The sequence below is a fragment of the Bradyrhizobium sp. LTSP849 genome (assembly GCF_000938255.1).
Taxonomy (GTDB): Bacteria; Pseudomonadota; Alphaproteobacteria; order Rhizobiales; family Xanthobacteraceae; genus Bradyrhizobium.
The window spans coordinates 23,899-43,043 of the sequence record NZ_JYMR01000004.1 but is presented as its reverse complement, the minus strand read 5'-3'; the positions used below and the strand labels follow the sequence as shown (position 1 = coordinate 43,043).

The 19,145-nt window shown below is 64.3% G+C and carries 17 protein-coding genes; 6 read left to right on the top strand and 11 right to left on the bottom strand.

Annotation, left to right across the window (positions count from 1 at the left end):
* Nucleotides 1-133: 133 nt before the first annotated feature.
* Nucleotides 134-1,861, bottom strand: coding sequence for an SGNH/GDSL hydrolase family protein (locus UB31_RS02525; RefSeq protein WP_045009693.1), 1,728 nt, complete (start codon nt 1,859-1,861; stop codon nt 134-136).
* Between the two features lie 149 nt (nt 1,862-2,010).
* A complete protein-coding gene (locus UB31_RS02520; RefSeq protein ID WP_502691244.1) occupies nt 2,011-3,339 on the bottom strand; it encodes a lytic murein transglycosylase in 1,329 nt (442 codons plus the stop codon).
* A 252-nt stretch (nt 3,340-3,591) separates the two neighbouring features.
* Here UB31_RS02520 and galU point away from each other — a divergent pair, with 252 nt between their 5' ends.
* Nucleotides 3,592-4,467 carry a UTP--glucose-1-phosphate uridylyltransferase GalU gene (gene galU, locus UB31_RS02515; RefSeq protein WP_045002555.1) on the top strand — a complete coding sequence of 292 codons (876 nt, stop codon included), beginning with the start codon at nt 3,592-3,594 and terminating at the stop codon, nt 4,465-4,467.
* Between the two features lie 183 nt (nt 4,468-4,650).
* Here galU and UB31_RS02510 read toward each other — a convergent pair whose 3' ends face one another.
* Nucleotides 4,651-6,147 carry a GGDEF domain-containing protein gene (locus UB31_RS02510; RefSeq protein WP_045002556.1) on the bottom strand — a complete coding sequence of 499 codons (1,497 nt, stop codon included), beginning with the start codon at nt 6,145-6,147 and terminating at the stop codon, nt 4,651-4,653.
* A 146-nt stretch (nt 6,148-6,293) separates the two neighbouring features.
* Between UB31_RS02510 and UB31_RS02505 the strand changes: the two genes are divergently transcribed.
* Entirely contained in the window at nt 6,294-6,575 is a 282-nt protein-coding gene (locus UB31_RS02505) for a DUF7662 domain-containing protein (RefSeq protein ID WP_045009691.1), read from the top strand.
* Here the strand turns inward: UB31_RS02505 and UB31_RS02500 are convergent.
* Both UB31_RS02500 and UB31_RS02495 read right to left on the bottom strand, forming a co-directional pair.
* Entirely contained in the window at nt 6,572-9,448 is a 2,877-nt protein-coding gene (locus UB31_RS02500; protein WP_045009690.1) for an EAL domain-containing protein, read from the bottom strand. The genes UB31_RS02505 and UB31_RS02500 overlap by 4 nt on opposite strands.
* 153 nt (nt 9,449-9,601) lie before the next feature.
* A complete protein-coding gene (locus UB31_RS02495) occupies nt 9,602-10,600 on the bottom strand; it encodes an NAD(P)H-quinone oxidoreductase (RefSeq protein ID WP_045009689.1) in 999 nt (332 codons plus the stop codon).
* Between the two features lie 99 nt (nt 10,601-10,699).
* On the opposite strand from UB31_RS02495, the gene UB31_RS02490 reads away from it, so the two are divergent.
* On the top strand, nt 10,700-10,891 hold the full coding sequence (locus UB31_RS02490) for a DUF1192 domain-containing protein (RefSeq protein WP_045002560.1): 192 nt from the start codon (nt 10,700-10,702) through the stop codon (nt 10,889-10,891).
* Nucleotides 10,892-11,451: 560 nt separating this feature from the next.
* Nucleotides 11,452-11,961 (top strand): protease adaptor protein RcdA, encoded by a 510-nt coding sequence (gene rcdA, locus UB31_RS02485; protein WP_045002561.1) that lies wholly within the window; start codon nt 11,452-11,454, stop codon nt 11,959-11,961.
* Between the two features lie 196 nt (nt 11,962-12,157).
* Here rcdA and rpmE read toward each other — a convergent pair whose 3' ends face one another.
* Nucleotides 12,158-12,385, bottom strand: coding sequence for a 50S ribosomal protein L31 (gene rpmE, locus UB31_RS02480; RefSeq protein WP_008137002.1), 228 nt, complete (start codon nt 12,383-12,385; stop codon nt 12,158-12,160).
* A gap of 200 nt (nt 12,386-12,585) precedes the next feature.
* Here rpmE and UB31_RS02475 point away from each other — a divergent pair, with 200 nt between their 5' ends.
* Nucleotides 12,586-14,412 (top strand): ABC transporter ATP-binding protein/permease, encoded by a 1,827-nt coding sequence (locus UB31_RS02475; protein WP_045002562.1) that lies wholly within the window; start codon nt 12,586-12,588, stop codon nt 14,410-14,412.
* A 43-nt stretch (nt 14,413-14,455) separates the two neighbouring features.
* On the opposite strand, the gene UB31_RS02470 is transcribed toward UB31_RS02475, so the two are convergent.
* Together UB31_RS02470 and UB31_RS02465 are read right to left on the bottom strand one after the other, a co-directional pair.
* Nucleotides 14,456-15,172 (bottom strand): HAD hydrolase-like protein, encoded by a 717-nt coding sequence (locus tag UB31_RS02470; RefSeq protein WP_045002563.1) that lies wholly within the window; start codon nt 15,170-15,172, stop codon nt 14,456-14,458.
* Nucleotides 15,173-15,862: a GntR family transcriptional regulator gene (locus tag UB31_RS02465; RefSeq protein WP_050044713.1), complete on the bottom strand. Its 690-nt coding sequence runs from the start codon at nt 15,860-15,862 to the stop codon at nt 15,173-15,175. It abuts the gene before it with no gap.
* Nucleotides 15,863-15,970: 108 nt separating this feature from the next.
* Here UB31_RS02465 and UB31_RS02460 point away from each other — a divergent pair, with 108 nt between their 5' ends.
* Nucleotides 15,971-17,296, top strand: a complete 1,326-nt coding sequence (locus tag UB31_RS02460; protein ID WP_082078381.1) for an MFS transporter — start codon at nt 15,971-15,973, stop codon at nt 17,294-17,296.
* Between the two features lie 87 nt (nt 17,297-17,383).
* Here the strand turns inward: UB31_RS02460 and UB31_RS02455 are convergent, their stop codons facing one another.
* The 3 genes from UB31_RS02455 to UB31_RS02445 all read right to left on the bottom strand — a co-directional run bounded on the left by UB31_RS02455 (nt 17,384) and on the right by UB31_RS02445 (nt 19,144).
* Nucleotides 17,384-17,599, bottom strand: coding sequence for a hypothetical protein (locus tag UB31_RS02455; RefSeq protein WP_045009688.1), 216 nt, complete (start codon nt 17,597-17,599; stop codon nt 17,384-17,386).
* 70 nt (nt 17,600-17,669) lie between these two features.
* Entirely contained in the window at nt 17,670-18,116 is a 447-nt protein-coding gene (locus tag UB31_RS02450; protein WP_045009687.1) for a GNAT family N-acetyltransferase, read from the bottom strand.
* Entirely contained in the window at nt 18,116-19,144 is a 1,029-nt protein-coding gene (locus tag UB31_RS02445; protein WP_045002566.1) for a peptidoglycan -binding protein, read from the bottom strand. The genes UB31_RS02450 and UB31_RS02445 overlap by 1 nt, the downstream gene beginning before the upstream one ends.
* Nucleotide 19,145: the final 1 nt, after the last annotated feature.

The window sequence follows — 19,145 nt, the reverse complement described above, 5'->3', positions numbered from 1 at the left end:
GACGAACCACGCATCTCTCGTGCCCCGGACGCAATGCGGCGTGAAACGCCGCGTTGCAGAGCCGGGGCCCATTCGTTGTGGGTGTTGGTAGAGCTGGGCCCCGGCTCTGCGGCCGGGACAAGAGATCAGTGGCCTACCGGATCACTTCCGCCGATCGTCCGACATTGCCCGGCGGACGCGGGATCGCGGGATTCGGATTGCGCGGCCCCGGTGCCGGCGCCAACTGTCGCGGCGGTGGCTGCGGAGATCCGAAGCCAAAGAAATCGCGCATTGACGGCGTGGCCTGCGCGGGCTGCTGCGGCACCGCGGGCTTCTTCGGCGTCAGCTTTGGCGGCGCGATCGCTGCGGCCGCACCCGGCGTGCCGGGAGCAGCAGCACCACCATCCGGCGTCGTTGCCGCCATCGGCGTATCGCCCTTGGCCTGCTCGCGCCCGACTTCGCGGCGTGGCCAGGCATAATCATCGGCACGGCCCGCGGGCGCCGCCAGCGGCTCGCCCTTCACCAGCGTCTTCGCGGCGAGCGCATCGACGGCAGCGGGACGCGTGCCCGGTCCGCCCAGCAATTGATCGGTCGAGATCGAGGCCGCAACCAGCGGCACGATCGGGCCTGCCAGCGGCCGTGGCGCGGGCTTGCCGGGCTCGGCGCTGGTGTCGGGCGTCGCCGGCTCGCTCGGCAGCGCGATCGGGCCGGAGCGGCCTGCGAGCAGGCGCGTGATCTCGCGCTCAACATAATGCGCGAGCTTGCGCGCGCCGGGCTTGGTGAAATAGACGCCGTCATAGCTGCGGAGCTGACGGATCTGGCCTTCGAAGTCCGGGCCCTTCTGGAGGAAGCGGCCGGCTTCGTCGACAAAGCCGTCCCAGACGTCGACATAGGTGATGCCGGCCTTGGCCGCGCCCTCGCGATAGAGCGAATCCAGGAACAGCATGTCCGCGGTGCCCTTCGGCCCGCGGATCGCAGGCAGGCCGACCCAGAGCACCGGCACGCCCTTGGTCTTGAGGACGGCGGCGAGCTCTTCGATCTTCTTGCTGTAGAGCTCGACCCAGCGGTCGTCGCGGAATTCGTAGAGGCCGTTTGGATTGCGCGCAGTCTTTTCGGGGGCTGCTACCGGCGTGTCGGCGTTGTCGGCATCGTCCTGCGGAAGGTCGGTGTCGGCCGGCTTGTCGTCGGGCTTGGCGGCGGTGTCGGTGCCGTTCGGCTTGGCGTCGCCCGGCTTGCCATCTCCTGGCTTGCCTGGCGGCTTGGCGCGCGCGCCCTTGTCGTTCTTCTTGTCCTTGTCCGAAGCCTTATCCGATGCCTTGTCCGCTTTGTCCGCGACGGGTTCGCGGATCGAGATGCGGTCGTTGAGGCCGAGCATGACGACGATGATTTCGGGCTTCTCGGTTTCCAGGATTCCCTTCGCAGCGGCTGCCCAGTCCGAGGGCTCGCCTTTGGGCTGGTACTTGATCAGGCCGGAGGTGGTCTTGTGCTTGCGGATCACGCCCATGTCGGGCTGCTCGGTGTAGGCGTCTTCCAGGCCGTAGGCGAGCCAGTCCGCCATGGCGTCGCCGATCACCAGCACGTTCTTGTCCGGAATGCCGTCGTGCTTGGTCGGCGCCGGCGCGCGCGAAAAATCCTGGCGCGGGGCCTGCGGCTGTTGCTGCTGGAATGGTGCGAAGAAATCGCCGCCGAACCAGCCACCGTCGCGGCCGCCGCCCCGTTGTTGTGGAGCCTGACGTTGCGGTGGGCCGCCGAAGCCGGGGAAGTTGAAGAACTGCGCCGAAGCGGGTCCCGCGATCAGGACCAGGATCGCAAGCGCCGTCCCCAGCGCGATCAACGGGCCGGTCTCGGTCAGTGCCTTGAACAGGGACTTGTGCTTCGACATGCGATCTCGGGCACGCGCAACGGGGTCTGGAAGTAGCTCAATATAATAACGGAATCAGGCGCCAAACGGGCAAATTCTCTTGCAGATTCTTGGGGCAATACACCGGGGATCGGCCAAAATCCCGCTTCAGGGTTACTTTCGGCGCGATTTTACCGCCCGCGCAGCCGTTCCAGCACGTCCGATGAAGCAAATCCGTCCGCGGGGACCCCGATCGAGGCCTGGAAGCTGCGCAGCGCGTCCCGGGTCTGGCCGCCGAACTGGCCGTCCGGCGTGCCCTTGTAGAAGCCGCGCTGGACCAGCAGCTGCTGGAGTTCCAGCCGCTCGGTGCGGGACAGCTCCCGTTCCTGCCGCGGCCAGGGCTGCACAAAGGGCTGGCCGCCGCGCAGGCGGTCGGCGAAATGGCCGATCGCCATAGCATAGGCCTCAGCCGGATTATATTTCATGATGACCCGGAAGTTCTGCATCATCAGAAAGCCCGGGCCTTGCGCGCCGGCCGGTGCCAGCAAATAGGCTTTCTCCGCCGGATGCGGGAAGGGCTGGTTGGTCGGGCGCTTGAGCCCAAGCTTTTCCCACTGCGCGATCGTCATCGCCTTGGCGCGGTCGGCCAGCATGTAGTTGAAGCCCTGCGGCACCACGACCTCAAAACCCCAGGTCTGGCCGGTCTGCCAGCCGTCCTTCTTCAGATTGTTGGCGGTGGAGGCGATCAGGTCGGTGGGATTGTCGACGACGTCGCGCCGTCCATCGCCATCGCCGTCCACGGCAAAGCGCTTGAACGCGGTCGGCATGAACTGAGTCGGGCCGAACGCGCCGGCCCAGGAGCCGCGCAACTGCTCAGGGCGCAGATCGCCGCGGTTGAGGATTTCCAGCGCCGAGAGGAACTCGTCCTTGAAATAGGCCTGGCGGCGGCCGACGCAGGCAAGCGTCGCGGTCGATTGCAGCACGCTGCGGTCGCCCATCTGCGTTGAATAGTTGGACTCGATGCCCCAGATCGCCGCGATGATATAGCGGTCGACACCATAGGCTTTTTCGGTGGCGTCGAACTGCGCCTTGTATTTGGCGAGGACTTCCTTGCCCTTGGCGAGGCGGTTGTCGTTCACGAGGATGTCGAGATAGTCCCAGATCGACTTGGTGAACTCCGGCTGCGAATCCATCAGGTCCATGATGCGCAGATCAGGCGCGAGCCCTGCGGTGAAGCGCTGAAAATTCTCCTGGGTGATGTTTCGTCGTGCGGCATCAGGCCACATCCCGGCGACGCAATTGTTGAAATTGGAAGCCGCCTCGCGGATTGCCGCGGCGGTCATCAGCGGATGGCCGGAGGCCCCGTCCTCGCCGCTCCAAGGCTGGGCGCCCGCGGGACCGGGGGCGGGTTGCGAGGGGGCCGGGCTCGAGCCAGAGAAAATGCCGCCGAACAGGTTCGACAGGCCATTCTGGGACTGGGCTTGCGCGGCAGGCGGGAACAGCAGGGCGGCCGCAAGCATTGTTGCGCCGGTCCAAGATAAAGCTACCCCTGTCACCAATTGCCTCATGTCCCACCTGTCCGGCCGAAAATCCGCCATCAGGAGGCCTCGTTACGGTTGCCAATATCTTAACAAAGGTGAATTTTTGCTGGTGACCTTTTTCTCAAATTCCCTGGGACGGAGCCCTACAACCGCCTTTGTTGCCGGCTGCAAAACGGCTAGCAAGATGCCATTGCTTCTTTCACGTGCGCCCCAAGGTATTCGATCAATCACATGAAAATCCGCAAAGCCGTATTCCCCGTCGCCGGCCTCGGCACCCGCGTCCTGCCCGCCACCAAGGCGATGCCGAAGGAAATGCTCACCATCGTCGACAAGCCGCTGATCCAGTACGTCTATGACGAGGCGAGGGAAGCCGGCATCGAGCATTTCATCTTCGTCACCGGCCGCAACAAGAATGTCATCGAAGATCATTTCGACCGGATGTTCGAGCTCGACGCGACGCTGGCCGCGCGCGGCAAGAAGGCCGAGCAGGACGTTCTGGCGCAGAACCAGCCCGAAGCCGGCGCCGTCAGCTTCACTCGTCAGCAGGCGCCGCTCGGCCTTGGCCACGCGGTCTGGTGCGCGCGCGACATCGTCGGCAACGAGCCGTTCGCGGTCGTGCTGCCCGACGAGCTCGTGCTCAATTCGCCGGGCTGCCTGAAGCAGATGATTGATACGGCCAACAAGCTCGGCGAAAAGTCCAACGTCATCGCGGTCGAGGCGGTGCCCGATCATCTCACCCATCAATATGGCATCTGTGGCGTGGGGAAACGCACCGGCAAGATGTTTGAGGTCGACGGTATGGTCGAGAAGCCGGCCAAGGGCACCGCGCCCTCCAACCTTTCGATCACCGGCCGCTACATTCTTCAGCCCGAAATCTTCAAGATCCTGGAGACCCAGGAGCGCGGTGCCGGCGGCGAGATCCAGCTCACCGACGCCATGATCGGGCTCGCCAAATCGCAGAAATTCTACGGCGTCGAGTTCGAGGGCGAGCGCCACGATTGCGGCTCCAAGCCCGGCTTCCTCCGCGCCAACATCGCCTACGGCCTGAAGCGGCCTGAGCTGCGCGACGGGTTGATCGCGGAGATGAAGAAGTATCTGGGGCAGTAGCGTCGCCGATGTCGTCCCGGCGAAGGCCGGGACCCATACCGCGTGATCTATCGATTGCGAGCGGTAGGCGTACCGAACTGCGAGTCTTCGCCAAACCACTCCCTGTGGTTATGGGGCCCGGCCTTCGCCGGGACGACACCTGAGGATTTGGTGAGTTGTTCACCGCCCAATCGCAGCGCAGAGCTACGCCACCAGCGACAGCCTCGGAAGGTTTGCCACCACGGACTGGTTGCGGCCGCCGGCTTTTGCGGCATAGAGCGCCTTGTCGGCGGCGGCGACCAGGACCGTCCAGTCCAGGCCGGCGGTGGGAACGAGGCTGGCGATGCCGCAGGAGACGGTCGATCCGGCCCCGTCGTCCGACCAGCCCTGCACCTTGCCGCGGATCATCTCGGCGACCTCAAAGGCCTCTGTGACCGAGGTGTTCGGCAGCAGCACGGCGAATTCCTCGCCGCCATAGCGCGCGGCGCAGTCGCCGGCGCGGCGCACCGAATCGGAGATGCAGATGGCGATGCCGACCAGCACCTGGTCGCCGGCCTGATGACCGAACGTGTCGTTGTAGGCCTTGAAATGATCGGCATCGATCATCAGCAGTGCGATCTGCGTCTTCTGGCGCATGGCGCGGCGCCATTCGATATCGATGACATGGTCGAACTTGCGGCGGTTGCGCAGGCCCGTCAGCGCGTCCGTCGTCGCCATCTCCTCGAGCTTGCTTTCGGCATCGGCGCGGCGGCCGATCTCACGCGCGAGCAGGATCGCCGACCCCAGCACGAACAGGGCGAGCACCAGGATCACGGCGCCGATGCGAAGCGCCTCCCTCTGCCACAGCGCGAACACCGAGCTGAGCGGCTTTCCGGCCACCACGAACAACGGACTGGTCCCGCTGCTGCGGACATAGAGCCGCGGTGTGCCGTCGATCGGTCCCTGTCCGGCGAACGAGCCGCCCACTTTGAGATTGTCGGACTTCCAGACCGGCTGGTCGCCGAGATTCTTGCCGATGATGTCGAGGTCGAACGGCCGCCGCATCATGATGGTGCGGTCGCGCTTGAGCACGGTGATGGTATCCTCGGGATCGAGGCTCAGCCGCTCGAACAGCTCGTGGAAATAGCTGAAGCGGATCGAGCCGGCGACCACTCCCATGAAGCCGCCGTCGGTATCGCTGATGCGGCGGCTCAGCACGATCGAATAGGCGCCGCGGAACAACATCGGCCGGCTGATGAACAGTCCGATGCCGGGGTTGTCACGATGAACCTTGAAATAGTCCTCTTCGGCGCGGTTCTCCAGCAGGGGATCGAGCGTGGAGGCGTCGATGGTCAGCCTGCCGTCGGCATCGAACACCTGGATGGCGCCGAAATGCCGGGCCGTGGTCGCATGATCGAACAGGATGAGGTGGCGGACCGGCTTCGAGACCGAGGCGATCTCGGGCAGCAGCATGTTGCTGGTGACCGCCTTCAGGGACAGGTCGTAGATCTCGATATTGCGGCTGATGTCGGCTTCGATCGTCGTGGCCAGGTTTTCCAGTGTCTGGCGGGCCAACGCCTCCTCGCCGCGACGCATGTCCAGCATCACGTTGACGCAAACGGCGGAAAAGCCGATCACCGTCACGACGGACGAGATGATCAGCAGCTTCGCCGAAATTCGCCACGGCCGGCGGGCCGTGACTTCGCGCCATCCAGACAGCATCCGTTGCTCCCGACATTAGTGGATGCGCCTGAAATCTTGCGTAGTGTTTAAGCCGGGACGGCGCTGCCGCAATGAGTTAAGAATTGGTTTCCGCGAGTCCTGCTTTTGAGCAGATCAGGCCGCGGACAAATGGATAGAGGACGGCGGTGAACGACTACGACGCGTTGCGCGATTACCTGATGCGGCACAAGCAGGCGGAATTCGTGCTGAGCTTTGAGCAGATCGAGGAGATCATCGGCGGGGCTCTGCCGCGCGCGGCGAATCGTGCCTCATGGTGGGACACCTCGCGCAGCCCGGATATTCAGATGCCGCAGCGCGAAGCCTGCCTCTCCGCGGGTTTCAAGGCCACGCGGATGCCGGACGGCCAGACCGTGCGGTTCACGAAGCTGAAGAGTGACCGGCGGCGCCCAACGGTAAAGAGCGACTAGCTCGCCGCTTCCAGCCGCACTTCCGTGAGCAGCCGCATCGCGGCGTCCGCGTCCATCGGCTCGCCGAAGGCAAAGCCCTGCGCGTATTCGCAGCCCAGCTGGTAGAGCTCGACAGCGTCGGAATCGGTCTCGGCGCCTTCCGCCACCACGTCCATGCCGAGATCATGCGCGAGCGCGATGATCGACTTCAGGATCACCGGGCGGGTGCCGCGATTGGTGGTGCGGACGAAGGACTGGTCGATCTTGATGGTGTCGAACGGGAAGCGCTGGAGATAGGCCAGCGACGAATGGCCGGTGCCGAAATCGTCGAGTGATAGTCCGGTGCCGAGCTCGCGGATCCGCGTCAGCATCTGTGCCGCGTGCTCCGGGTTCTCCATCACCAGCGATTCCGTCAGTTCCAGCTTCAGCGTGCCGCGCGCCACCGACGAGCGCGACAGCACGGTGCGGATGTCGTGGATCAGGTCGTGGCGCAGCAGCTGCCGCGAGGAGACGTTGACGCTGGCGAAGATCGGTTCGCGCGAGCGCATCGCGCGCTGCCAGATCGAGAGCTGCTTTGCGGTCTGGTCGAGCACGAACATGCCGAGGTCGATGATCAGGCCGGTCTCTTCCGCGATGGTGATGAATTCCGACGGCGCCATGCGCCCGAGCTTCGGGTGGTCCCAGCGCACCAGCGCCTCGAAGCCCGCGACCGAACGATCCTCCAGCCGCACGATCGGCTGGTACAGGATGGTGAGCTCCTGCCGCTCGATGGCGCGGCGCAGCTCGCTTTCCAGCGTCAGGCGATCGGTTTTTCGCGCGCGCATGGCGGACTTGTAGACGTCGATGCGGTCGCCGCCGATGCGCTTGGAATGGTACATCGCAAGCTCGGCGTCCTTGATGATCTCGTCAGTCAGTTGAACTTGCGGATCAGAAAGGGCGAGCCCGATCGAGGCCGTGAGAAAAATCTCGCGGTCGTTGAAGGCGATCGGCGCGCGGATGGTCTTGCGGATGGTCTCGGCGAAGGCGGTGATGCGGGCAGGGTCCTGCTCGGAGAGCAGGATCAGGCCGAACTGGTCGCCGGCGAGCCGCGCCAGCGTGTCCTGCGGCTTCAGGATGCGGGTGAGGCGGCGGGCGAGCGTCAGCAGGATGGAATCGCCGACCGCGATGCCGACGGAATCGTTGACCTGCTTGAAGCGGTCGAGGTCGATCACCATCAGCGTCGGCCGCAGCGTCGGCATGGTCTTGGCGAAGTGCGCGACCGCGCCTAACCGGTCCATGAACAGTTTGCGGTTGGGCAGGCCGGTGAGGTTGTCATGCACGGAATCGTGCAGCAGGCGCTCCTCGGCGTTGCGCAGCTCAGTGACGTCGGTGAGCGTGCCGACCACGCGTGAGACCTCGCCGTCGGAGCCGACCACGGGACGCGCCTTCAGCGCGAACCACATGAAATGTCCGTCCGGAGTGCGCAGGCGGAAATCCTGAACCAGGCGGCCGCGGCGTTGGTCGAGCACGCTGTCGAGCGCTGCGCGGAAACGGTCCTGGTCGAGCGGGTGCAGCACTTCCAGCCACGACGCGGCCGGGCCTTCCAGCGTGCCGCGCTTGAGGCCGAGCAGGGCTTCGGTCTCGGGGCTGGTGAAAACCTTGTCGGCGGAGACGTCCCAGTCCCAGATCAAATCGCCGGAACCGGCCAGCGCCAGCGCGCGCCGCTCGATGTCAGAGACGACGCCGGTGGTGGCGCCGCCGCCGGCAAAGGCGTGCTGCATGACCGTGAAGCCGATCAGCATCACGATCAACACGAGGCCGCCGAGCAGCGCCGGGCCGACGATGTCGTTGGTGACGGAGCCCGCCACCGTCATGCCGGCCGCGACCACCCAGATCACCAGCAGGAACCAGGTCGGGATCAGCAGCACCGCGCGGTCGAAGCCGTGGGTGGAGAGATAGACGATCAGCGCGAAGCCGGCGAAGGCGATCAGCACCAGCGATATGCGCGCGATGCCGGAGGCCACCGCCGGGTCGAACAAAGCGAGAGCCACCAGCGACCCCAGGAAGGCCAGCCAACCCACCGTGATGTGCGAATAGCGCACATGCCATCGACTGAGGTTGAGATAGGCGAACAGGAACACCAGCAGCGTGGCCGCCAGGATCGCTTCACCCGCCGCGCGCCAGATGCGCTCGGCGTTGTTCGACATGTCGAGGACCTTGCCCCAGAAGCCGAAATCGACGCCGATATAGACCAGCACCGCCCAGGCCAGCGCCGCGGCGGCCGGGAACATGATGCTGCCCTTGACGACGAACAGGATGGTCAGCACCAGCGCAAGCAGACCGGAGATTCCGATCACGATGCCCTGGTAGAGCGTGAAGGAGTTGACCTTGTCCTTGTAGGCTTCCGGCTCCCACAGATAGAGCTGCGGCAGCTTGTCGGTACGCAGTTCCGCGACGAAGGTGATGACGGCACCGGGATCGAGCGTGATGCGGAACACGTCGGCGGTCGGGCTCTCCTGCCGCTCCGGCCGGTCGCCGGTCGAGGGCGTGATGGTCGCGATGCGCGACAGCCCGAGGTCGGGCCACAGCAGGCCCGACGAGACGATGCGGTAATGCGGGGCGACGATCAGGCGGTCGAGCTGGTCGTCGGTGTTGTTGGCGAGCGCGAACACCACCCAGTTCTGGCCGCCTTCGCGGGCGCGCACCTCGATGCGGCGGACGATGCCGTCGGTTCCGGGCGCGGTGGAGACCTGGATGCGGTCGGCGTCGCTGCGCTGGTGCTCGAGCACGCCGGTGAGGTCGATCGCGGGCGCGTCGCCGCGGACGCTGACAGCGTCAAGCGCGCGTGCAGGCGACGCGGCGACAAGAATCATGAGGCCCAGCGCGATGGGCGCGAGGCGCCTGATCAGACGCAAGGTCAATTCTCCGCGTTCGACGCAAACTGTGTGTGCAAGACTGGCACGCAAAGGCGATTTCAGACCGGACCGAAGTGGTTCGGCGCGCAGCGATAGATGCCACGAAAGCGAGGGAAATCAAAGGGTTTCCGCCCAGTCCTGTGGGCCAGCGGCCTAGACCTCCAACACAATTTTGCCAATATGTGCGGAGGTCTCCATGCGCCGGTGTGCGTCGGATGCCTTTTCCAGCGGGAAAGCGCTGTCCATCAGCGGTTTGACGCGGCCTTCGCGCAAAAGCGGCATCACTTTGGCTTCGATCGCGGCCACCATCGCCGCCTTGTCCGCATTACTACGGGGACGCAGCGTCGAGCCGGTATGGGTCAACCGCTTCATCATCACCTTGGCGATGTTGACGGTGACCTTGGGGCCGTTGAGGGTTGCGATCTGCACGATGCGGCCGTCGACCGCGGCGGCGTCATAATTGCGGTCGACATAGTCGCCGGCGACCATGTCGAGGATCAAATTGACGCCGGCCTTGTCGGTCTCCTCCTTGATCACGGCGACGAAGTCTTCGGTCTTGTAGTTGATGGCGCGGTCGGCCCCGAGCTTGAGGCAGGCATCGATCTTGTCCTGCGAGCCGACGGTGACGAACACCTTCGCGCCGAACGCCTTCGCAAGCTGGATTGCCATGGTGCCGATGCCGGAGGAGCCGCCATGGATCAGCAGCGTCTCGCCGGCCTTCAGGCCGCCGCGCTCGAACACATTGTGCCAGACCGTCATCAGGGTTTCCGGCAGCGCGCCGGCTTCCTTCATCGACAGCGACGGCGGCACGCCCATGGCCTGGGCGTCCTGCGCGATGCAGTACTGCGCATAGCCGCCGCCGGCGACGAGCGACATCACCTTGTCGCCGATCTTGTGCCGTTTGGCGTTGCTGCCGATGGCCACCACTTCGCCAGCGATCTCAAGTCCTGGCAGGTCGCTGGCGCCGGGCGGCGGCGGATAGGCGCCGGAGCGCTGCGCCACGTCGGGCCGATTGACGCCGGCGGCCTGCACCTTGACCAGGATCTCGTCGGGCCCGGGCTGCGGAATGCTGCGTTGTTCCGGCACCAGCACCTCCGGTCCGCCGGGCTTGGAGATGGCGACCACCGTCATTTGCGCGGGCAGCTTGTCCATGATGTGTCCTTGAGCGAAGGTGCGGGATGGAACGAGGCCTTTGATTAGCCAGCGCGGTCCACGCTGGCAACCGCTTCTACGCATGCAGGAGGAACGGCGATGGCGACGGAAGACGACGACCGCCCGCGCAAGAAAATCACCCACGAGATCGGACAGGACCTCTCACTGTTGTCGGTCGAGGAACTGACCGAGCGCGTCGCTCTGCTCAAGACCGAGATCGCGAGACTGGAGGAAGCCACCACCAAAAAGCGCGCCTCGCGCGATGCGGCGAATAGCGTCTTCAAGTCGTAGTCGTCTCACCACAGGTGTCGTCCCGGCGAAGGCCGGGACCCATACCGCGTGATCTGTCTATGGGCTTTGACAGCAGTACCGAACGACGAGTCTTCGTCAAACCACTCCCTGTGGTTATGGGCCCCGGCCTTCGCCGGGGCGACGAGAGCCTTGTTCCGCACGCACTCAGCCAGCGGCCGACATGGCTAACGAACCCTCAAAAAAATCGTTCGTTTACTCCCGATTAAGCTTTCGGGTTTATGACTGGAACTGTCCTCGTTTGGACACCGAGTGGCTCCTGTCCACTCTGTTTGACGCCTCCCTGTTATCAACTTTCAAAGCCGCCGGTTTTCCGGCGGCTCTTTTTTTGGTCCAAAGCGTTTTCGAGCGAAGTGGATACCGGTTCGCGTCAAGAAAACGCGTCAAACGAAGAGCCCACTACGGTTGAATTCCGAGGAAAGACCCGCGGAAACCATATCCGCGCTTGCCGCTGGACTCCGCGTCCCGCCCGCGCAATGATTTGTTCATCATAAGCTGGCGCAAAGCCGGACCGGTAAACAGTTGCGTAAGGGGCGTTAACCATGGAACGTTTGCAAGCCGAAGGCGCTCTCGTTCAACTCAGCGAGCGGTTCACCAATTCTGCGGCGTTCGGCGTCCTGTTCCGCGAGGGCATGGACCTGGTCGAAGAGACCGCCGCCTATCTCGACGGCGCCGGCCGCACCGAGGCCAAGGCGCTCGACCGCTCCGTCAGCCTCACCTATGCCACCGAAAGCATGCGCCTCACCACCCGCCTGATGCAGCTCGCCTCATGGCTGCTGCTGCATCGTGCGGTCAAGGAAGGCGAGATGACGCTGGGCCAGGCCAACCGCGAGAAGACCAAGGTCAAGCTCTCGGCCGCCGATCCCGGTGCCGCCGACACCATCGAGAAGCTGCCCTCGCAGTTGCAGGACCTGATCCATCGCTCGATGAGCCTCCAGACCCGCGTGCGCCGCCTCGACACCACCATCCACACTCCGCCGGCCGATCATCCCTCGATCGGCAATCCGCTGGTGCCGCACCTCAACGCGCTGAAGGCGGCGTTCGAGCGGTAAGATCCCCGGTGCCGTAGGGTGGGCAAAGGCGCGTAGCGCCGTGCCCACCATCGGTCTTTCGGGATTGCGACAAGAAGTGGTGGGCAGGCTTCGCTTTGCCCACCCTACGAATCCTCGGCCTTGGTCGGGAGAGCCCGAAAAACAAAAACGCCCCCGGTCTCCCGGGGGCGTTTTCGTTCGCGGCCTTGCGGCCGGATCAATCCTTCTTGAGGAAGCCCGAAAACTTCTTCTGGAAGCGGGAGACGCGGCCGCCGCGATCCAGCATCTGCGCGTTGCCGCCGGTCCAGGCCGGATGCGACTTCGGGTCGATGTCGAGGTTCAGCGTGTCGCCTTCCTTGCCCCAGGTGGAGCGGGTCAGGTACTCGGTTCCGTCGGTCATCACGACCTTAATCGTATGATAATTCGGATGAATCTCGGCTTTCATGGCAATTCCTAGGGCGACCGGCGCCGCTCGCTTGAGTGATGTCGATGACGGATTTGGCGGCTCTATACCCCACGGGGGACCCTAAAACAAGCCATTGTGGGACAAGGAGAACCGGGCGGCCACTTAAGGGACATCCCGGATTTGCCACGACCGATGCTCCGGCCTATCTGGAGCAGACTTCTCTCTTTTGGTCGGATCTCATGAGCGCAGTAGAACGGCTTGAAACCGGGCCCGCAGAGGCCCCGTCGATCGAAGCCGAACTGATGGAGGCGCCGGCGAAGAGCCGCGCCAAGCTGCGGCCGCTGATGGCGCTCGCGCCCTATGTGGCCCGCTACCGCGGCCGCGCGGCGCTCGCCTTCGTCTCGCTGACGGTCGCCGCACTGACCACGCTGCTGGTGCCAGTCGCGGTGCGCCGGATGATCGATTTCGGCCTGACGCCGGAAGGCATCGCCCTGATCAACAGCTACTTCTCGGTCATGATCGCGGTCGTCGCCGTGCTCGCGCTCGCGAGCGCGTCGCGCTACTACCTCGTGATGACGATCGGCGAGCGCATCGTCGCCGATCTGCGCAGTGACGTCTTCGCGCATCTGCTCTCGCTGTCGCCTTCCTTCTTCGATTCCGCGCGCAGCGGCGAGCTGGTGTCGCGGCTTACCGCCGACACCACCCAGATCAAATCCGCCGTCGGCGCTTCCGTCTCGATCGCGCTGCGCAATCTGATGATGTTTTTTGGCGCGGCAGCCATGATGGTGATCACCAGCCCGCGTCTCTCCGGCTTCGTGCTGCTCGCGATCCCGCTGATCGTGCTGCCGCTGGTCGCCTTTGGGCGCTGGGTGCGGCGTCTGTCGCGCAATGCGCAGGATACGCTTGCGGATGCTTCCGCCTATGCGGGCGAGCTGGTCGGCGCGATCCGCACGGTGCAGGCCTACACCAGCGAAGGGCTGGCTGCGAAGCGTTTTGGCGGCGAGGTCGAGCAGGCCTATGAGGCGGCGCGCACCTCGACCCAGGCGCGCGCGGTGCTCACCGCCATCATCATCTTCATCGTGTTCGCAAGCGTGGTCGCGATCCTCTGGATCGGCTCGCATGACGTGCTCACCGGCACGATCACGCCGGGCCGGCTCGGCCAGTTCGTGCTCTATGCCGCGTTCGCTGCCGCCGGCCTCGGCCAGCTCAGCGAAGTCTGGGGCGAGGTCTCGGCGGCTTCCGGCGCTGCCGAACGCCTGTTCGAAATCTTGCATGTGCAGCCCGAGATCGCAGCGCCCGCGTCGCCGCGCGCGCTGCCGGTGCCGGCACGTGGCGAGGTTGGGTTTGATCGCGTCAGCTTCTCTTATCCGGCGCGCCCCGACGTCAATGTGCTGGACGCCGTGTCATTCACGGTGCGCCCCGGCGAGAAGGTCGCGATCGTCGGCCCCTCCGGCGCCGGCAAGAGCACGATCTTTCATCTGCTGCTGCGCTTCTACGATCCGCGGGGCGGCGCGATCTCGCTCGACGGCGTGCCGGTCAGATCGGCCGACCCGCGTGACTTCCGCGCCCGCATCGCGCTGGTGCCGCAGGAATCCAACGTGTTCGCGGCAAGCGCCCGCGAGAACATCCGCTTCGGCCGGCCCGGTGCGACCGATGCCGAGGTCGAGCGTGCGGCCGAGCTCGCGCACGCCGCCGAATTCATCCGCCGCATGCCCGAAGGTTTCGAGACCCCGCTCGGCGAGCGCGGCGTGACGCTCTCAGGCGGCCAGCGCCAGCGCATCGCGATCGCGCGGGCTATCCTGCGTGATGCGCCGCTGCTGCTGCTCGATGAAGCGACCTCCGCGCTCGACGCCGAGAGCGAAACGCTGGTGCAGACCGCACTCGAAGAGCTGATGCGCCACCGCACCACGCTGGTGATCGCGCACCGCCTCGCAACCGTGCTCTCCTGCGACCGCATCCTGGTGATGGACCAGGGCAAGATCGTCGAGCAGGGCACGCATGCGGAGCTCGTGGCGGTGAACGGGCTTTATGCCCGGCTGGCGAGGTTGCAGTTCGAGGGGGCGTGAGGGCGCGTTGGCACGCTGAATGCTCCGGTGTGCATTCGCGTGTCTAGCGTACAGCCGATTTGTGAAGATCGACCAGCTCGGCGAGCGAGTTGACCGTCAGAGACGGATCGGCCGCGGCAGCCAGGGTCGCTCCAGTGCCCTTCTTCCCATGGCGGCGGTTCACCCAAACGGTCGTCAGGTCGATCTGGTTTCCGGGCGCGATATCGTGGTGCTTGCTTTGGGCGACGTGGAGTATTTCTCTCTTCTCGATCCCGTGCCGCGCAGCTTGCTGGATGGCTGCATCGAAATGCGGTTGGCCGGGCTTGTAAGAGCCCACATCTTCCGCCGTGACCGTGAACAGGAACGGCACTTCCAGCATCCTGAGCGTCCCCGCGAGCGAAGAATTGTCGACATTCGAGAGGATGCCGAGCGCGAAGTGCTGGCTGAGATATCGCAGGCTCTCGACGGTGTCCGCGAATGGACGCCAGAACGGCACGGACCGAGCGAACTCGTCCGCACGGGCGGGGTTTTCATCCCAGCCAAACTGTTCCTCGATGTCGCGCCATGAGCGTCGGAGCACTTCGGGATAAAGCAAAGCCGGACGCGTCTGCTGGTGCTTGGCCTGCATGAGAGCGAACGTGCTGACGACGAGATCCGGAGGAACCTGGGACTCCATCTGCAGGAGCCAGGGCTGCACCAGCTTCGATATGGATGTATCCCAGTCGATCAGCGTTCCGTAGCAGTCGAACGTCAGCAGTTTGAATTTGGAGAACGCGAGCATTTACTTTTCTTCCTTGGAAAGCTCTTCCCGATGGAGCTGCGCCTGCACGCGCTTGGTGGAGGCGTCCGTCTGATCGACGATCAAGCGGCAGGCATCTTCGATGTCGCCGTTGCGAATCTTCGAGACGATGAGGAGATGGCTGTCGACCCAGTCGGAGCTGAGGCCGGAATTGGCCCATGCCGGAAGCAGGTAGCGATTGATCCCCTGGTACAGGCCGCCAATTTGCGCCAGCAGACGCGGCCGTTCGGCCCGTTTGTAAAGGCTGCGATGAAACTCCCAGTGTAAATTGGCGCGGTCGAGCGGGTCTGACGCCTGGGCGGCCTTGGCCAGAACGGCTTCGGAATATTGCAGATCGGCAGCGGTGAGCCGTGGCGCCGAGTGGCGAAGCGCATGCGGTTCGAGCAGACAGCGCAACTCGGCGATCTCAAGAAAATCTTGCTCCGAGATCGGAGACACGGTCACACCGCGGTTGGGATGCAGCACCGCCAGCCCATCGGCGATCAGCCGCTGAAGCGCTTCCCGCACCGGGGCGACGCTGACGCCAAACCGCGCGGCAACATCATTTTGCTTGAGCTGTGCGCCGCCGGAGATCGTTCCCAGCAGGATCGCGCGGCGCAACTGCTCGGCGATGAGGTCTGACGTGGAAACCCTTACCGCCGAGATGCCTGCGAGGGCGTCGTATAGCGTCATTCTTGACATTCCTGTCGTATCACGTGATCTTAGATTATCGATAATCGAAGATCGATATGAAATCAAGGGACCATTACAGCCGCGATCGGCCGCGTAAGGAGTTGAAATATGGCGGAAATTTCGGAGATAACGATCATTGCGACCCGCGGGCAGGGCAGCTCGCTCCCCCGGACGGCTCTGGCAGCCACGGTGGGCACCACGATCGAGTGGTACGATTTCCAAGTCTACGGCCTGGCTGCGGCCCTCGTTTTCAATTCGCAGTTCTTCCCGAACTTCGATCCATGGGCCGGCACGCTGCTGTCATTCGCCACTTTCGCCATCGGCTTTCTCGCGCGTCCGATTGGCGCGATTATCTTCGGACACATGGGCGATCGCATCGGTCGCAAGTCGACGCTCATCACAACGTTCTTGCTGACGGGGGTTGCGACCCTCCTTGTCGGATGTCTTCCGAACTACAACGCGATTGGCATATTCGCGCCGATCCTCCTCGTGCTCCTCCGCCTCGTCCAAGGAATCGGCTTGGGCGGCGAATGGGGTGGCGCTGTGCTGGTCATGACCGAAGGCGAGGCGCAAACCCGGCGTGGGCTCCTCGGCAGTCTCCCGCAATTGGGCTCTCCTGCGGGACTAGTGATCGCGACACTGGTCTTTGCCGCAACCACGGCAACCCTGGGCACCGATCAATTTGCCGCGTGGGGCTGGCGACTGCCTTTCCTTTTGAGCATCGTGCTGGTGGTGGTTGGCGCGTTCGCCCGATTCTCGATGCCTGAAAGCCAGGCTTTTTCGAAAGCCAAGCGCACCAACGCGATCGCGGCATTTCCGCTCGCAGAAACGTTGCGGACCCAGTGGCGCGAGGTGTTGCTCGCAGGCGGGCTGTTTCTTGTGACGAGCGGCGGCTTCTACGTCTATGTGACCTTCATGGTCGCTTACGGTTCGACGAATCTTGGCCTGCCCAGGGAGCTGATGCTCAACGGCGTTCTGACATTCGCAATTACCGAGTTGCTGATCATCGTGCCGGTTTGCGCATTCTCCGATCGGATCGGGCGGCGGCCTGTCTTCATGGCGGCTGCGGTCTTCACGATACTGTTCGCATTTCCTCTGTTTTGGCTGGTAAACACGAAGGTCACGTCATTGATCTTCCTCGGCATGGCTATCGGCGGGATATCCAACGGTGTCCTGTTCGGAATCATGGGATCGTTCGGCCCCGAACTTTTCAAGACCAACGTCCGCTACACCGGAGCTTCGCTCGGGTATCAATTGTCAGCCGCACTCGGCGGTGGACTGACGCCTCTGATCGCGACGGCGTTGGTCAAATGGGCTGATGGAAATTATTGGCCGGCGCCTGCCTGGCTCGCAAGCCTCGCCTTGGTGAGCCTGATCGCGGCGATTGTTGCACCTGAAACGCGGTCTCGCTCATTGTCCGACGAGGTCGGTTGAACATCGAAGAGAGTGTGCCTGGAAACGGTCGGGCGCACTCTCAGCTTGCGTGTTTTTGAGTGCTGGTCGTGACCGCGCCAGCGGACATCAGTCGCACTTCGGCGAGAGCGCCGGCACGTTCGGCCACGGCCAGTTCTTCCAGCTCCCGGTCGAATCGACGCAAGCGGATGTAGACGCCGGCGCTGCCCATTTGGAGACCTTGGGCTCGGCGAAGCGCTGGTCGACATAGGTCGTCGACAAATATCCGGCGACGATGACGCCCAGCAGGACCGTAGAACCCTTGGCGAGGTCGCTCAGCCGCATCGATCGCCTCCATCTGCTTGCCATCGCGGCCACGAATAACAGACGCCGCAGGCTCCCGGCGTGACAAGTGTCACGCCCGCCACGCCATCTTCAGCACCGGCCGGCCCGAGGTCGGGTTCACTTCGTCGCCGGCATGCGCAAAGCCATTGCGCTCGTAGAAGCGGATGGCGCGGGTGTTGTCCTTGTTGACGAGCAGCGTGACGCCTGTGGGAGACAGGCGCTTGGCCTCCTCCACTAGCAGCCGCGCTGCATCCGAGCCCCAGTGATCCGGATCGACCACGAGCTGGTCAAGATAGCCTTCGCTATCGATGGTGACGAAGCCGGTCAGCGCGCCGTTCTGCTCTGCGACGACGATCGAGGCTTTCGGCACCAGATCCTTGCGCCAGCGTTCGCGCCACCAGTCCAGCCGCGCGGCGAAGTCGATCTGCGGATAGGCCTGCTGCCAGGTGCGGTGCCAGAGGTCGATCGCGGCCGCTTCGTCGGCGGCCACGTAGGGGCGGAGGTGGAGCGCGCTCACTACCGCTCCGTCAGCTTGAGCTCGATGCGGCGGTTGCGCTTGTAGGCGTCCTCGGTGTTGGCGCTGTCGAGCGGTTGGAATTCGCCAAAGCCGGCGGCGACCAGGCGCTGGGCAGGGACGCCGAGCGTGATGAGATATTGCACCACCGAGATCGCGCGCGCCGCGGACAGGTCCCAGTTCGACTTGAAGTTCGCGCCGCTCACCGGCCGCACGTCTGTGTGGCCGTCGACGCGGAGCACCCAGGCGATCTCGGTCGGGATCTTCTTGTCGAGCTCGATCAGCGCGTTCGCGACGGTGTCGAGCTCGGCGCGGCCCTCCGGCAACAGCGTCGCCTGGCCGGTGTCGAAGAACACTTCGGACTGGAACACGAAGCGGTCGCCGACCACGCGGATGTCGGGGCGGTTGCCGAGAATGGCGCGGAGGCGGCCGAAGAACTCGGAGCGGTAGCGCGACAATTCCTGCACGCGCTGAGCCAAGGCCACGTTGAGACGAGAACCCAGATCGGCGATGCGATTTTGCGATTCCTTGTCGCGCTTCTCGCTAGCGTCGAGTGCCTCTTCGAGTGCTGCCAATTGCCGACGCAGCGCGCTGATCTGCTGGTTCAGCACCTCGATCTGCGCCAGCGCTCGCGCCGAGACCGACTTCTCGGAGTCGAGCGCCTTGCCGAGCTCGGTGCTCTTGCCCTGCGCGTCGTTGCCGGCGGCGGCGAGGCCGTCATAGAGGCCCTTGATGCGATCGCGCTCGCTCTCGGCCGAAGCGAGGCCTGCCTTGAGTGATGAGACCTGGTCGTCGAGGGTGAGCTTGCCGAGCTTTTCCAGCGACAAGAGCTCGTTGAGCTGCGCGATCTTGGCATTGAGCTGCTCCAGCGCCTTGTCCTTGCCGGTGACCTCCTGCGACAGGAAGAACTGCACGACCAAAAACACCGAGAGCAGGAACACGATCGATAGCACCAGCGTCGACAGCGCGTCGACGAATCCGGGCCAGTAATTGAAGCCGGCTTCGCTGCGGCGGCCACGGGCTAGAGCCATT